This is a genomic window from Acidovorax sp. FG48 (genome assembly GCF_057809085.1).
Genome location: NZ_JBMDJH010000016.1, coordinates 75,441 through 91,274, shown reverse-complemented (window position 1 = coordinate 91,274; position 15,834 = coordinate 75,441). Strand labels below are relative to the sequence as shown.

Annotated in this window: 8 protein-coding genes and 1 pseudogene; 5 read left to right on the top strand and 4 right to left on the bottom strand. The window is 56.9% G+C overall.

Annotated elements, in window-relative coordinates; translation table 11 throughout:
* Positions 1–19: 19 nt before the first annotated feature.
* Positions 20–847: a DNA/RNA non-specific endonuclease gene (locus ACODSU_RS19370; RefSeq protein ID WP_488844050.1), complete on the bottom strand. Its 828-nt coding sequence runs from the start codon at positions 845–847 to the stop codon at positions 20–22.
* Positions 848–1,461: 614 nt separating this feature from the next.
* On the opposite strand from ACODSU_RS19370, the gene ACODSU_RS19365 reads away from it, so the two are divergent.
* The 5 genes from ACODSU_RS19365 to ACODSU_RS19345 all read left to right on the top strand — a co-directional run bounded on the left by ACODSU_RS19365 (position 1,462) and on the right by ACODSU_RS19345 (position 9,326).
* The gene (locus ACODSU_RS19365; RefSeq protein ID WP_488844048.1) at positions 1,462–2,361 is read left to right on the top strand and encodes a hypothetical protein; all 900 of its coding nucleotides are present in this window, start codon (positions 1,462–1,464) and stop codon (positions 2,359–2,361) included.
* Complete coding sequence (locus ACODSU_RS19360; RefSeq protein WP_488844046.1) at positions 2,358–4,652, top strand: hypothetical protein; 2,295 nt, start codon at positions 2,358–2,360, stop codon at positions 4,650–4,652. Before ACODSU_RS19365 ends, ACODSU_RS19360 begins: the two co-directional genes overlap by 4 nt.
* Positions 4,653–4,687: 35 nt before the next feature.
* Positions 4,688–6,145 (top strand): AAA family ATPase, encoded by a 1,458-nt coding sequence (locus tag ACODSU_RS19355; RefSeq protein ID WP_488844045.1) that lies wholly within the window; start codon positions 4,688–4,690, stop codon positions 6,143–6,145.
* Between the two features lie 40 nt (positions 6,146–6,185).
* Complete coding sequence (locus ACODSU_RS19350; protein ID WP_488844043.1) at positions 6,186–7,526, top strand: TniQ family protein; 1,341 nt, start codon at positions 6,186–6,188, stop codon at positions 7,524–7,526.
* 339 nt (positions 7,527–7,865) lie between these two features.
* Positions 7,866–9,326, top strand: coding sequence for an alpha/beta hydrolase family protein (locus ACODSU_RS19345; protein WP_488844041.1), 1,461 nt, complete (start codon positions 7,866–7,868; stop codon positions 9,324–9,326).
* A gap of 25 nt (positions 9,327–9,351) precedes the next feature.
* Here ACODSU_RS19345 and ACODSU_RS19340 read toward each other — a convergent pair.
* From ACODSU_RS19340 to ACODSU_RS19330, 3 genes and pseudogenes are all read right to left on the bottom strand, one after another.
* Positions 9,352–9,555 (bottom strand): annotated as a pseudogene (locus tag ACODSU_RS19340) (winged helix-turn-helix transcriptional regulator); the annotation flags it as partial.
* Between the two features lie 622 nt (positions 9,556–10,177).
* Positions 10,178–12,532 carry an nSTAND3 domain-containing NTPase gene (locus tag ACODSU_RS19335; protein ID WP_488844039.1) on the bottom strand — a complete coding sequence of 785 codons (2,355 nt, stop codon included), beginning with the start codon at positions 12,530–12,532 and terminating at the stop codon, positions 10,178–10,180.
* 332 nt (positions 12,533–12,864) lie between these two features.
* Positions 12,865–15,477: an AAA family ATPase gene (locus ACODSU_RS19330; protein ID WP_488844037.1), complete on the bottom strand. Its 2,613-nt coding sequence runs from the start codon at positions 15,475–15,477 to the stop codon at positions 12,865–12,867.
* Positions 15,478–15,834: the final 357 nt, after the last annotated feature.

The window sequence follows — 15,834 nt, the reverse complement described above, 5'->3', positions numbered from 1 at the left end:
ACACGGTCCTTGCTGGAACTCAATGCGGCAGTGCACTTCTTGGCAAAAACTCCACTCCTGTGCGCTTCACCAGTTCCTGGTAGCTGATCGGCCGCCCAACCGTCTCCCCCTCCCGGTTCTCCTGCCAGTGCGCCCAGGCCCTTTGGCTGGTGGCGTCGTACACCAGCTTGTACAGATAGGTCGGCACCTTCACCCCATTGGCTCCAATGCGTGGCCCCGCATCCGTGAACACAGGCCCCGTGATCACAAACACATCCCCCTTGGCCCGCTTTACAAAGTGCCGTGTGGCCTGCTCAATCTTGTTCCAGGCGCCACCGTTGTGCTGAGCGTTTTGGGGAACCATGTTCGCCAAGCTGAAGCTCTGAGCCATCGCCGTAGGCGTTGGCATATCTCCTGCAGGGGCCATGTGCCCACGGCTGTACCCTGAGTTCTTGTAGTCCTCTAGCTCCGCCCGCTCGCCACTCGGGAGTCGCGCATCCGCAAAGAACCGCTTCGCCCGTTTTTCGTCAGCGTCCTCGATGAGCCTGCGGTTCAAGCGCTGGGCCACAAACACCGGTGTCTTGGTCGCCCCGGAGTGCAGCACCGCAAACGCTTCATAGCAAAGCTCGCGCAACTGGGGCCGGGACGTGATGGCCGGTGGTATGCCTTTCGCAAAGAACTGCGGGCACTGCGCAAACGAAGTGGGCTCGGGCGTGAGCAGCGCCGTACTGTCGAACTGCGGAAACCGCGCCCAGGAGAGATTCGGAAGAGCAACGCCAGCAAGAGACAGGGCCAGCACAGCTGCCAGGCGCACACGGCCTGGCCATGGGAACAAACGATTCACAGAAGGAGCAATCGGGTCGAACAAATGGGAGCCTGATTGGAGCACCGTTCACCGCTCGGTCACGTCCCGAATGCTCTGATTCCACAGGGTTTTACAGCTGCTTGCAGCCACGGGAACTCCAAGCGAACCGGGGTCCCACAGAGCCCAGTTTGCTCCACCAATGCTCGAGTGCTGCATTTGAATAAGCCCGTGCTTACGCTTGAGGTTCTGCAGAACGTGCGATTTTACAAATTATTGCAAATTCCCAGATGTGGTGGCACCGGCTACTTAAATGCAAGGGAAATGACATTCGAATTAGTCAGGAAAAATATTTCCCAGACAACTATGCGTGCAATTCATTTGAGAGCCTAAATCGTTGTACTGCTTTGGGATTCTTTGACCATCCGAATGTCTTTAATTGCTTGGGAGTTAGGAGTTCTGATGCAGATAAAACATTTGCGCAGCTGCAATTGAATTGACCAATCTGTAATTCAATGCTCAATTCAAATGCAAGAAATGTTACTGACCGAATGCGCGTCATCTGCTGATTTGGCATAAGCTCACGAAAAAACGGCGAGCAAGGTATGTGGAAGTCAACTGATTTCACTTGGGGTGAGTTCACTTTGCCAAGGCGGGGCCCTCCGCCTCAAACTGGCCTAATGACCGAAAGAAAGCTGAGAAATCTGATAGACGCCGGCTACGGTCAAGGGAGCTTTCAGCGATACAAGCCCTGGCTCCGAGTGACCAAGAGAGATTTTTCAACTCGTGGTGTCATGGGCCACCTCCCTGGCGTCAGTTTCGCTAGGCTGCACCATTTTCGCTCCATAGCTGAAAAGCGAACTATTCAGGCGGCCAAATGGCTTGGGGCGGTAGATGTCCGGGAGGCTTTTCCAGCTTGGCCATGGTCGCATCCTCATCCAGCCGGAGAATTACCTGGCTACGAGACTATGGGCGATGTGCCCGGTTTACTTGATGTAGCTCGCGATGCTGGTATTGATCACGGCACATATGTGGGCACTAACATCCCTTATGTCGGAACCATAGATGAAGTCACAACATGGCTCAGCTCCTCCGGCCACTACCGCTTGGTTGCGCTAGAGAACAAGCCGGAGTCAATCACAAATGCACCTGATCCAACACTAAGGGCGAAAGAACGTCTTGAGCTGATGCGCCGATATTGCAAGCGAATTAATATCCGACATGTCGTCATTGACGCACATCGTCTTCCAAGAGAACTTTGTGTAAACCTTGATCTACTTGAACCCCGACTTACATCAACGCAAATCGAGAAAATTGTCCAGTCAGCCCTTTATGCAGATGTACTAGAACTACTGAATCTTCGAGGATACGAGTGTTCAGCCGACGAGTTACTAGCAGTCATTGAGCGCAAAAGCTCGATTCAACCAGAAATAGTCAACGTAGCATTCCATTTAGCTCTTTGGCGGCAGGATGTTGATCACGATCTCAGTGCCCCCCTGCGCCCGTGGGAACCACTGATCCGTGGTGGAAGAGGCGTTCGAGAAGCTTTGCGCCAAGCTTGGGTCGGAGACTTGATGTGAAACTACCGTTTAACCTTCTCGACGTAATCGATAACACCCCAGGTAGTGCAGCACTGACCGGCACGGTGCGAATTCTCGGATTCGGCGAGCGTGATGGGATAAAGATCGTATGGGTTATTGACTTCGCACGGCGTCATCCTGAGAAGAAAACTCAGAGCAAAGCCTACGCTAGAAAACCCTACCAGCTTGAGGTCCAGTATCTTAGTAATCTAATAATAAGCAATCGTGCATATGTATTAAAGCTGCAGACCAATGCTGCGCTGTCAATGAAGGACGAGGACAGGTTGCTGGCATGCGCGAAAAAGTCCGCAGAACTGAAACTGCTAAAGCGATTTAAGGACCGGGATTTTCACTATGAAGCGATTCGGCCATTGGTGTGCCATACAAGTTCCTCAATCCCCCGATTGATTGATGAGTTGATGGCAGATGGGGCTTTCGCTTACGCTGTGAAAACACGAGCGAAAGAACTAAGTATCAGCGAAACCTCACTTAGAAGTTGGATCAACAAATTCTGGCAAGGTGGTTTTCAAAAAAATGCACTACTGAATGGATACGAAAACTGCGGCGGGAAGGGAGTGGAAAAAAAGCAAGAGAAAAAACTCGGTCGTAGTAATCGCTTGTATAAGGCAGGACTCATAAATAGCCGCGGATACCCTCTAACTAAAGAAGACAAGGAACGCCTGAAATGTGGATTTCTTCTGATAAATCGAGAAACTCCGCCTAGAGATGCCTTCTTATTGGTCAGTGGGGTGCACTGGGCAAATCACGTAGTTAACAAGGACGGCGTCGTTCGAGCGGAGCTTTACGAACCCCACCTTCGTCCGACTTTCGATCAATTTCTAAGATGGGGGGCTAAGCTTAACCAGAAGACTGTTTCGCAATATCTCCTTGGAACTTCCCGTTGGAGTCAGAGCACAGCGACGAAAGGCGGATCAGAAAGGGATTCCATAGTCGCAATCGGCCAACAATCTATGTTCGACGGAACTTCGAGCGATGTTTATTGCACATCGTTTTCCAGTCGACTAATAAAACTCCCGCCGATGACTCGCTTGATATTGAAAGAGTCTCGGGTTGGATTAATCTACGGGCTGTATCTCGGATGGGAGCCGGCTTCCCCGAAAACCGCGTTGCGGGCAATTCTAAACGGTGCGGATCCGAATAAAGACGCTTGGGCGCGACGCTGGTACCCTGATTATCCCGCTGGCGCTATGCCATCTATCCTGACACGCGCGGTCCTCACTGATAACGGTGAGCTCAAAGCGCAAGAGCCAACCGAGGCCGAGCAGCAGTTCGGCTTCAGCATTCTGTTCACGGAGGTTTATCGGGGCGACCGAAAAGGGGGCATCGAATCACAGCATCATGCAGATCACTCGCATGTAGATCGTCGGATCCCGGGGAGTACAAAAGGAAAACCGAGAAAACGAGGTGAGCCACACCCTGCTATCGAAGGCATCTTGAACTATGCCGAGTACATGCGGGAACTGCTTAAGCACATTGTTTGGCATAACTGCGAACAAGAAGTGCCCGATCTAGCCCCCGATGAAATGCTTTTGGAGCAGCCCCGTATTCCGCCGACGCGAATCAATATATACAAATGGCTTAAAAATAAACGACTGGATGTTTCCATTCCCGTTGACTATGAAGCACTTCGCGCATTCTGTCTACCTTACGTGGACGCCGTAATCAGAAAAAATGGTATTTATCTCGTCGCAAAAATTCATGGTCGTGAGATGCGTTTGCCGCGACTGCGATACTCAAGTCAAGAACTCATCGAAACTGGTTTGCTTGCTCAAGTGAAAATTTCCGGAAAAGATATTCGCACACGCATGAAGTTTGATGATTCAGACCTGTCACAAGCTTGGTTACCGACTCGTAACGGAATGATTAGGGTAACAACTTCTGAGCGCGACAGAACCATCCTTCAAAAAATGACGTTTGGGGACTGGATCTCTTATTGGAAAGAAGAAGTGCTTCAAATAGACCTGATGGCTGGGCAACGAGAACAAGCTGCTTTCAATCGGGTCTTGGAGAGGAGTGTGACTATTGCCCAGGCCAGGTCTGAAGAGGCGGCGGAACTCGCACTATTGCCAAAGAAGCCTTCAAAACGAAGCCTGATCTCTAATTTAGATAAAAATAAAAAGATGGAGTTGGAGCTTCTCCGACAGCAAGACAAAGCGATGACGACCGCGCAGATCGTCACGCCACAACCGCCTCACGGTGAAAAGGAGGCAACCGCTTCCGCGGCAGAGCTTGCAATGCAGGCATTTCATGCCTCGGCGATCCCAACTTGATCAAGCACATTGGTCAGACTTCCCCAAAGAACACCATGAATATCGAAATCCAAGCACGGCCAGAACTGCTCCATGGTCCCAATCCATTCATCGAAAGGGTACCAGGATTGATTCCATTTTCTGATCTCCCACGGAGGTTGAACAAAAGCTACTCAGTTGATTGGCAGAGCATACCGCCGGCTTATCGGGAGCCTCTCCTCGACGATATGAGTCAACGCTTTGTCTCGACAGCGCAAGTCTTAGAACCTGCTGCAGGTATCCAGAAGCTCTTTAGACAAGCTCTAGCTTCGAATAACCCTGTGCGGAAAGAAGAGCAGAGAAGAGTCAACCAAGTTGGTGTTTCTTTGTCCGTCGAATCGATCAAGAAGACGCAATCGATGAATGGCGGAGGGATGATATTAAAGGGCATGACAGGGTCTGGTAAAACAGCCCTGATTGAACGGACGCTTGAAATAATAGCGCCGCATCAAGTCATCGACCATGAAGATTGCGAAGCTTGGGGCATGTATGGTCTCAAGCAATGCGTGTACTTGCGAATTGACCATGCCAGCAATGGCACTCGAGGCGGTTTGCTTAAACGAATTTTGCATGGGTTGGACGAGGCCTTGGGAACCGGGTATTTCCAACAACACCAGCGTACCGGAAATATCGATTCCCTCTTAGTCGTGGTTTGCAAGCTCTTGGTCCACCATCGAGTGGCGCTGCTTTGCATTGACGAAAAGCAGCAGTCAAATTTTCAGGACAGCCCGTGGGCCCTGGAGTTCGTGCTGTTCTACATGCAACTAATGAATTTAGGTGTTTCCGTCGTCCTTGCTGGAAATCCTCTGGCGTTTGAGCAACTGGAAAGCTCGAGCCAGGTCATGAGACGGTTCAGCGTTGGCGGAGATCATGGGTTGAAGCCAGCAACTAGCGTCATCGACCCTTGGTGGGCGAGAGATTTTGTTCCCATGGCTAGGCAGTTCTCCGTTGTGGAGAGCTGGGCTATAGACCCTGAGCTCAGGAGTCAGCTTGAGTTTCGCTACAGCGGCGGCTTGGTTGGTTTGTTCGCCGTCCTTCACATTGAGGCGCAACGGTCTGCATTGCGCCGGGCAAAGTCCTCTGCGACGGTAACGGAAGAGGACTACTCGGTGGCCATCGATTCGCCACAGTTTCGGAATTTAAAAAAGATCGCTGAGGCCATTCGTCTGGAAGGACCCGCAAACAACCACTTCGTCGACATCCCCGACAACGTCGCGGCGCCAAAAGTCAAGATGCCTCCTGAGGCTTTTAAAGAAAATGTCAGCGGACTGTCGAAATCCCAGGTCAATGTGCTCGGTCGCCACCTGAAGAACTACAAATCTCAGGTGACGAGGAATGCGAACAAACTGCAGGCAAAACTAGAGCAGATAAAAAATCTTTCCGAAGACGATATACGAATGCTGGGAATCACTAAAAGTCATATCGAAAGTATGTATGAGACCTTGGAGGCTCAGAAAAAGAATCTGAAAAAGTGACTGGATGGTGCCTGTGCATTCATAGACCTTGGTGTAGCGCATGCCTTGCACATATGAGGGCAACCCGACGTTGCCTCTGATTCATCGCGACGAGACGCTCTATAGTTGGTGCGCCGCCGCCCACTTGATGGATGGAAGCCGGATGGCCTCACATACAGGGCTGAAGTTGCTGGGCACCCTGCATGCAGTTCGCCAGCACGACATACCGGCCTCGCTGCGCAATTTGCCACTTCTAAGGAAGGCAAACGCTAGTGATGCTCTGGAGGTTCTGCGTCGTCACACCATCTGCGGCTACTACCTTCCGTTCATGTCTCTGCAAGAACAAGAAAAAGTGGGAGAGCGTGCAATCTCAGGTGAGAGCCAACATTGGCGAAGGATGGCGAGCGGAGTATCGCGAACCAGGCCACTGAGCCACCCGCTTAAGTGGTGTGACAGATGTGCTACTTCTGACTTCGAGAACGGCGGAAGGGCCTACTGGCACACCGAGCACCAGTTTCCCACTACCTGGGTATGCCCCTGGCATCAAGTGCCATTGTTGGCTGAGCACAAAAGAAGCAAGCAATGGAGACTTCCACCGCTTGCAGCTTACGGTCCGATAGTGGCTTCGTGTCGAGAGATGCGGGTTCTCGCAATTCTTGCCGAGATCGGCTGCACTCTGAACCAAGTTGGCTCGGTACATACGGACGGGCTTAGGGCGTTTGCGCTCAATAGACTTTTCCAAATGGGTGTTATCCATTCGTCTAGCCGCGTACGTCATGAGCGTCTCATTCAGTGGTTCCTGAATCTAGAGGTTGCCTCAATTTGTATGAATGAGCGATTCGGATTGGGTTCTTTTGGATCGGGAGAGTGGATACCCGCAGTGCTCTGGCGCAAAAAGCTCAACCACCCAGTGCGCTGGATTTTGCTGTGGGCAACTTTGGACTGGTCCTCTGCAGCCGAAGCAGCCTCCGCATTTCTCAGCGCTTCGGCCGTCGAGACTCCGTCGGTACCAGATCAGCTACCGTTGTTTGAGCGCTTGGGGCCAACTTCGACCACCGCACCGAAAAAGGTGTACGAAGCATTTGATTGCTGTGACAGCTATGCTGAAGTAATGAAGCGACTTGAAGTCGGTCGATCCGATGTTGTCCGTTGGCTCGAGATGGATGAAGGTTTGCGAATCAGGTGGCGCCAACGTCTCAAAGAAGGGCGAGAAGCCGTATGCATAGAGCGAGTCAGGGAGGCTGTCTTAGCGGACCCCGACATATCAAGAACCCAGCTCGAAGGTCGTTGCAGTGCTGAGATTCGATGGCTGCGCGACCACGAGCCCGAGCGACTGCGCCAGCTACTCAAGTCTCTGCCGAGTCGCGGTGGACCACAGAGAGGACTCTTCGATCGGCTGTAGCGCTACGTCCGGGTATTCTGCAAGTCCCAATTGAGACGCTTCCAGACCGATTTCTGCCCCCTGCTATGGCAGGTACAGGCTGGTAGCAGCCGATCAAGTCACGGGCATCCAGCGGCAGCTATCGACCCATTCCTCCCGGTCGCGGCACCTACAAACAAAGCGGTCCTCCCTAGGCCGCTTGCATGTGCACATGTCCAGCGACGCGGCAGCAACTCATGGGCCATGCATGGTATTGCTGGTGTTCGCGCTCGCTGATTGACCTTCACCTGCGGCTGCCGGTGCCCATGCATCCCCAAGCGCCTTTGGCCGGCGTTAAGAAAGCCTGTGGAAAATGGCTCCATGCGCTCACCACCTTCCGCCCGCACCGCACGCTCCTCTCCCTTGTTGACCGGAACAGCCAAGCCATACCGGGCGCGCACCGCCGCCCTGTTACTGCTCTGTGCGCCGCTGCTGGCGCTGCCGGGTGCGTCGGCCACCGCGCAGCAACCCACACCGGAGTTGGCAGCACCCACGGCACCGGCAGCAGCCACAGCCTGGCCAGCCTACATGCCAGGCCTGAGCCCAGCCCTTTCGGAGAGTGCGGTGGCTGCCCAATTGCCCCCAGACGTGGTCATCACCCCGCCCAATACCGCGCTGCCTGCGGGCAAGGCCCGCTTCAGCGGCGTGTGGCAGGGCTCGGCCTGCATGGCGCGGGCTTGCGACATCCGCATCGCGGTCGAATCGGTCACCGCCACGGGCGCCACGGTGGTCTACGCCGGGGCGAACGAACAGCAGCCACAGGTAACGGACCGCACGCAGGCGAGCTTCGTCGGCAGGGAGTTGCACGCGCGGCTGCGTACCGGTGCGCGCCTGGTGATGCGCCTGCGCGAGGGCCTTGGCGAAAGTGGCGAGATGGAGATCGCCGCCTGGCGCCCCGAGACGCAACTGCTGCTGGCCGGCGTGCTGAGCAACCGGCCCATCGCGCCGCACTACACCCGCTCCGTTCAGCGCCTGCCCACACCCTGGGTCAGCGACGACGGTCGCGCCCAGACGCTGGAGGCAGTGGTCTACCGCCCCCTCGATGCCAGGGGTCCGCTCCCCACGGTGGTCTTCAACCACGGCTCCACCGGCGCTGGCAACCGGCCCGCGTGGTTCACCTTCACCTGGACCAGCCCAGAAGTGGCGCAGTACTTCACCTCCAAAGGCTGGCAGGTGGTGTTTCCCCAGCGGCGCGGGCGCGGCAAGTCCGACGGCCTGTACGACGAGGGCTTTGGCGCCACCCGCTCGGCCGGCTACTCATGCCAACCAGACCGCTCTTTGCCAGGCCTGGACAGGGCCATCACGGACCTGGACGTGGTGATGTCGCACCTGCAGCAGCGCCCCGACGTGGACAAGACCCGTCTATTAATCGGCGGCGTCTCGCGCGGGGGCATCCTCTCGGTGGCCTACGCGGGCACGCGGCCTGGCATGTTCCTAGGCGTCGTCAACTTCGTAGGCGGCTGGTTGGGCGAGGCCTGCAGGGAGGCCGGTGCCGCCGTCAACCGCACGGGCTTCGTGCGCGGCGCGGCCTTTTCCCGGCCCACGCTGTGGCTGTATGGCGAGCATGATTCGTACTACACGCTGGCCAGCAGCCGCGCCAGCTTCGAGGCGTTTCGCGCCGCAGGCGGGCAAGGCCGCATGGTGGACTATGCGCCGCCGCAGGGGCAAGACGGGCATGGCATCCACCAGTACCCCGCGCTCTGGCAGGCCGACCTGGACCGCTACCTGGCGCAGGTGCTGCCGCCCGCGACACCCGTGCCCTTCACGCCCCGCTCGCAATGAGTCCATGCCACCCAAACTGCCAGTTGAGCCAGCCCGAGAGCTTCGATGCGAAGGGATCGAGCTTGGAAGGACTGACCCGCTTGGCGTAGTGCGGCTCGGCCTCGCCTGCGCGCAGGTACTTGCGGATGGTGTTGCGCGAGAGGCCCGTGCGGTGGGCGATCTCCCTGATGGACAGCTGCTCTCGCAGGGCCCAGCGCCTGATGACACTCAGTGTTGCCACGTCTATCACTCCTGGTCTCCTGCTGCTCAACATAGCAGCAGGTTAGGGTTAGTACGTGGGTCAGGTTTGGATGGAAATCCCGGGGGTTAGTGGGTCACTTCTGCGTGGAAATCAACACGCGCTTGAATGACCGCTGTCAGACGGCCATTTGATTAGTCGCTACACCTGCTTTGGGTCGGCAGCACATATTCGCGATTGTCGAAACCGGACATTTGTGGCGTTGCCCTGATTCTGCCGGGCGAAAACGGCAGCTACCCACCAGATATCCGCCGTTTGATTGAATAAAGTACAGGCGCGGACAATGACCGCTTTGGGTTGGTCACCGTGCTGTGGAAGCGCGTCCGTGAATGGCAGCAATCGCTGCGAAGCAGCCGTCGAGCAGATGAGGGCAGCTTCAGGCTGATTGCTGACGTTGAGATTTCAGAGGCGAGCGACTGCCGCTCGCGAAACCATCAAGTCACGCTCGACAAGCGCGTCAGTCCGCTGGACATCCTTAACCGGTCAATCAGGGACAACTCGTCGCACATACAAGGTTGACCATCTGGCGCATGGCGGCGTCTGGCGGAAGTTTGGAGATTTTTGGGTGAACCCCGTCACAGCTTACGGATATCGTTCAAACCGGTTTAACAGATCAGGATCTGTCGAGTTGCTCAGCCAATGTTTTGAAGATGCCGTCCACATCGGACGGCGCGGCTAGATCTTCGCGAAACCAGTTGGACGTGATGGCTGAGGATTCGTCTTCGTCTTCCTCTGACTCTCGCTGCTTCGCGGCGCGTGCCTTGAGAGACGCCTTTTCATCGTCCAGTTCCAGGTCAAGGTCCAGGTCCATGATCACAAGGTCGAGTTCGTCGCCAGCGTTTCCGATTTCCTCTGCGCTCAAGTCACTGGGAAGTTCCTCGCAAAGTCTTCTGGTTCTTCCGATGAGCAGCGCACGCATTTGATCGTATCGCTCGGGCGATGACGACGTCAGTTCAAGAACGCGCAGCGCGGTCTCCCAAATGTTGCGCACATCGATAAAGTCGTGCGCAAGCGAGGGCCATTCTTGGATCTGGAGCGAGTTGCATGACGCCGTCACCCCCTCTGGATCGACCGATTTCAGCGCCTTCAGTACTGGCTCAAGAACTTGCGCGGCCCAGGTGAGATCGCCGCCGAACAACAACTTCGTGAACGCGTCAAGGTCTTTGCCGAAGAGGGCGATGCCGACTCTGTCCGTTAGGTCAGGCCGCGTCATTTCGGCAAACGCTCTGAACAAGTTATTAAGCCGCGAGATCTGACGGGCCGAAGCACTCCAGAGAATCGTCTGCTTGCCTGACAGCACAGTTAAGGCCGCATCGCCAACTGAGAGAAGGGTGATGGCCTTGGCTGCGATGGTGTCGGCGTGAACGGCAGCGAGAGCTGCAGCGGGCTTGCTGGTCACAGTGAGGCGGGACTCTCGCCAGAACAGGAGTTGCGTGAAGGAGACGGCTGATCTGAAGATGGCACCCAGACGGTCGCCCTCGCTGACCAGATCTGACATGACAAACTCCCGTACCGACGGATTGACGAACCGGACGAGACACGCTTCGCGCGCGGCAGATCTTCCAACTGCTGGGTACTTCTGAGAATGGGTGAATGAGCCTTCCAGTTCCCGCAAAACATCCGTGAAGGCTCGCTCGTTCGGGACCTTCAATTGGGCCTTTAGAGCTCGCCAAGCCTGCTCAAGCCGCTCGGTGTCGCTGTTGCCGTCGAGGCTGGCCAGCGCATAGGCCAGTAAACGGGCGTCGGGACTGAGCTGTTGGAATGGGCGAAGCCACACGCGTGCCGGGTCGTTAAGAACTTCGACGGCATTACTGATGAACTCCTGCGGGCTTCGCCCTTCGACTTCGCTGTCGGAGCAAATCTGCTCAATGATGCGCGGAAGGAAATTCGGGTGCTTGAGGATCTTCTCGTATGTGCGTTCGCTCACCACGGCCTGAAGATTCTCCCGACCGAGGTTCGAGAACTGCAGATGGTTTGCGAGTAGTCTCGCGCGGACGACGGGGCTGTAGTCGTCCAGAGTCACAGTAGAACTTTTGAGGTTGCTTCTCGCGCGATCCAGTGGTTCGTGCGCCCCCAACGCCTGGTCGAGGATGTAGTCGCGCGTTGTTAGGACGAAGCGCTTGTTCTTGCTGTTCTTGCAGTGCGTAATCAGTTCCAGTATTCGCCGGTCTTCGTTCTTCTCTAGCTTCTGAGAGAAAGTGACTTGTCCAAGGAAGTCGTCGTAGTAGACGATCTGCTTGGCGTCATTTGAGCGATTGAGCACTTTCCAGGCCTCCTCGACATCCCGCGACACCGAAACGACCTCGTATCCGTCTCTGAGATAGTGGGCAAGCAATAGGCGTGCTGCAGTTGTCTTGCCGACACCCGGAAGGCCGACAATGATGCAGTGGTGCGTTTGATCGAGGATCTGCAGGGCCCGGTCAAACCCTTGGTGCACGACGTACCGCGAGATCTCACGTTGCAGGACTTCAACCTCATGTTCGCTGTAAGCGAAGATACCGGCATGGAGAACCCGCTGCAACACGGCAGTCGAACCGAGCCAGAGCTTGAAGTTGCGCCGCTCAATGGCCTCGTTCTCAGCGATGAGGCGATTGAGTTCTGACGCTCCGTAGATGTCTGCCGAACTGCGGCAGTATGGTGCCAGGAGAGCGAGCAGCTTGCCCTTTTGGTCCGGATTCAATCTGCACGATGTGCAGACGACGTAACGCTGTGGGTTCAACCGTTTGACCTTCGCTAGTTCCTTTGCCCCGAGGTCTGAGTACAGGCGGGCGAATGCATCGGGAGCGTAACGCTTGCATTGGATGATTGTCGTGCGGTCTTTCGTTGGGGCGTGGCGCAAGTCGATTCCGCCGTCGCGCCCAGTCCGGAATGACTCGAGCTGCAGCCCTAACCGTTCCTGCATGAGATCGGCACAGAGCCGCTCAAAGTCGTCGAATGAAAGGTTCTGGAAATCGTACGGTCCGGACATATGCCGATTTTCACCTCAGCGTCGATATGTCTGGAAGCGTTGGCGGCGCGCGGCGGGGATTGTGTCCAGTGCTGAGGCGCCGCTCCAGTTGGCCCGAGCTGACAGCGGACCTTGAAGTGCCAGATTCTCAAGATTGCCGAGCGACCATGACTGGGATGTCACTGCCTGACGGGCCGCCCGCTGCGTCATGCCTCAGATCCCGCCGCCGACTGCTGGTCACACAACAATGGCAGAACGCGACCCCTAGCTGCTGCGACGCGTCTAGTTCGCTCCCCAAAGGACTGAGGCTTAAGCGCCCGCATACCCCTGGCGTTAGGGAGCGACGCAGAAGATCACTTTCGCCTCGCCTGGACTGTCGCCTTCCGGGACTCGACGGTTGCCCGCCAGGTCTCTAGCTTGTCAATGTCATCGCGTAGCTCGTCGGGGTGTGGTGTTGGGATTTGCGCGACCATCGCCGGGTCGTGCCCTGAGAACTTCGAGCTCTTGGTCATGCCGGCGTTCACCTCGTGGTAGTCCGCGTCTTCCACTACGACGCTTTTCAGACGCTGAGTCGAAACGCCCTCGTCGAAGCGGACGACGGTGTTGTCAAGCAAGACCTCCTCGACCCCGCGCTCCCATGCCATGCGCAGATGGGAGTAGGCTTCCCGGCTGAGGCGCGTTGCCGCAGCTTCGTCGTTAGCCTTGTGCGCCTTTGCCACTTCGACTTGCATCGCCCGCAACGCCTTCACACGCTTCGAAGTGCTCAGCGTGTCAAAGGGCAGGCGTTCGGTTCGGACTCCGAAGCCGGCAGGCCCTCGCCCGATGCACTGCGTCGAAATGCCTACGCGGGCCAGCTCGGCCTGCTGTTGGACGATGCGAAGAAAGTAGACGTCGTGCGTCAGCACGATGACTTGCCGGATCTTGGACTCCTCGACGAGTCGAGCGGCAACGTGCCATCGACGCCGATGGTCGAGTGACGAGACGGGGTCGTCGAAAACGACACCGCCGCGACCCCTACCCAGGCGGACCTCCGCTAGAAAGGATGCAATCGCGATGCTTCGCTGCTCGCCCTCGCTGAGGATCGCAGAAGGAGCACCACCGCCTGGTAGTTGCAGCCGCAGCTTGTACTGCGTCTTGCCTTTGGGGGACTCGGGCTTCATCGCAACATACAGCTCGTGGACATTGAGAGCGCGAAGCTCCTCATTGAGGGCGTCCACCACCTCCTGGGTTGCCATCTTCTCCGACAGGTCGGTCGATTTGCGCGAGATGCCTGTCACGACGATGCCGTCGGCGCAGGCTTTCAACTTCGCGTTGTGAACAAGCTTCTCAAGCGCTTCCAGCACGGAACTCTTGATTTCGGAGAGCTTCACGCGCGCGTCGAGCTCGGCCTGTTGGAGGACCATTTCCGCGCGCGCATTGACGTTCGCGGCGTCCTCGAGCGACTTCGCCTCCTCTGACAGCGCTTCGGCCTTGTCGCACAGGCCAGCGCTAGGACAGGCCGGCAGCGCAGCGATCGACTCCCAAGAGATAGTCGACCCAGACGCCTGCATCGCAGCGGCTCGGCGCTCTTGTGTGGCCTTCTGGAAGGCGGCGAAGTCGCCAAAGGTCTCGGGGAACGCCTCTTGCAACTCCTTGCCCAGCGCGTCGTCGATCCCGAGATCCAAGGCAGCATTCTGAACGGCGAGGTAGGCTTCCTTTGCCGTGGCCTTTGCGTTCCTCGCCGCCTTTTCGGCCTCTTGTTGGATGAACGTATCGAACACGACCAGTCTAGCAACGCCGCCGTCGCCGAGGGGCTGCTGGCAGAGCGGACAGAAGGCGTCGGCAGGAAGGCCTGGAAATGCGTGTCCTTCGTGCGAGATTGCCGCGTAGGCACGGGCAGCCTCGAACAATGCCTGCCAAGGCTCGCCGCCGGTTCCAGGCAGCAGACCGGGCGTCTCCCTGAATTGCTTGGAGGCGAGCTGTGCGGCTTCCTTGGCCAGATTGGACTTCGTCACGAGCTCGCGCAGCGATTGGACCTTGCGGTCATCCACCGAGGCGAGCGCGGCGTCTATGCGGTTCGCCAGCCCCACAAAACGACTGGCTCGGTTGCGAAGAGCCTGCGCCTTCTGCCTCGGATCTTGCTCCGCAAGGGCTTTGTTGAGGGCGGCGAACTTGGCCAGCTCATCCTCACTCAATGATGCAAGGTCTTCAATGTCCTTGGCATTGGTCGAATGCGACAACGCGGACAGCGTGCGCCCGACTGCGGTCGCTGTCCTGGCAAGCATCGCAAAAGGCTCGAGGTTGGGCTTGTGGGCCACCATCTCTTTGGTTGCCATCGCTTTCACTGCGCCGCAGGCCTTGACCAGGCCCTCAAGGATATCCAAGCCGTAGGGCACATAAGCGAAGTCGCCCTCGTTGTCGAGGTAAGCGCGTGCGCAGTGCGAATCGAAGATCGCGATCTCCGACAATTGCTCAGGAGCATCATGGCCGCCTACCCAAGCTAGCCGCGCCTGCGCGCCGTCGACAATGACGTCGAACTCCGCCCTTGGTGGCTCGGCCTTCGCGCCGGCCTTGCGGGCATCCGGCAGGATCGGCTCTGTCTGACTGCGGGCTCTGCACGCCTTCTTAAGTACACGGGAATAGCCCGACTTTCCTGCTCCGTTCTCGCCATAGATGACCGTGAGGCCTGTCTGTGCGACGGGGAGGCACTGACCTTCCGCCAACGCGTTGACGTTAACGAGATTCTTGATAGCGACGATCTGAACCAGACGTTCCGCCACAGGCGGTGCCGCGACCTCCGCCGTGCCCAGCTTGACGGCCTCGCGCCCCTCTGGGTCCTCAATGCCTTGGACAACCTTGGCCATCGCGAACAGGTCGTCGTGATCGGTCGCCGAAAGCTCCCTGTCGATGTAAAGCCTGCGGATTGCGTCCTGCTGCCAGTCAGGCAAGCTCTGGGACCACTTCTGGATCTCTTGAAGGATCGTCAACGTCTCTTCCTTTACCAATCTTTGAGATGGGCTCGGCCTTGCCTTCCAAGAGCCATCGCGGTTGTGTGCCGTCGACGTGCGTGACGTATCAAAATGTTAATCCAGTTTTGCCTCTTCGCGTCTTGAATGCTTTCTGGGTTACGTCATTTCAAGGTGGGCAGCAGCAACCGTGATTGACCAATGGCTGCTGCGCCTGCCGAGGCCATGGCTATGCCACGACCAAACTGCAGCATCGGAGCTCTCTCTTGAGCGACCAGTGCCAGTTCGCTTCGGATGCCAGCGGTCGTTGAAGCGCCATATTCTCGAGATAGTCGAGCGACAATGACAGCGATGACCGCAGCGCACTCCGGTGCGGTC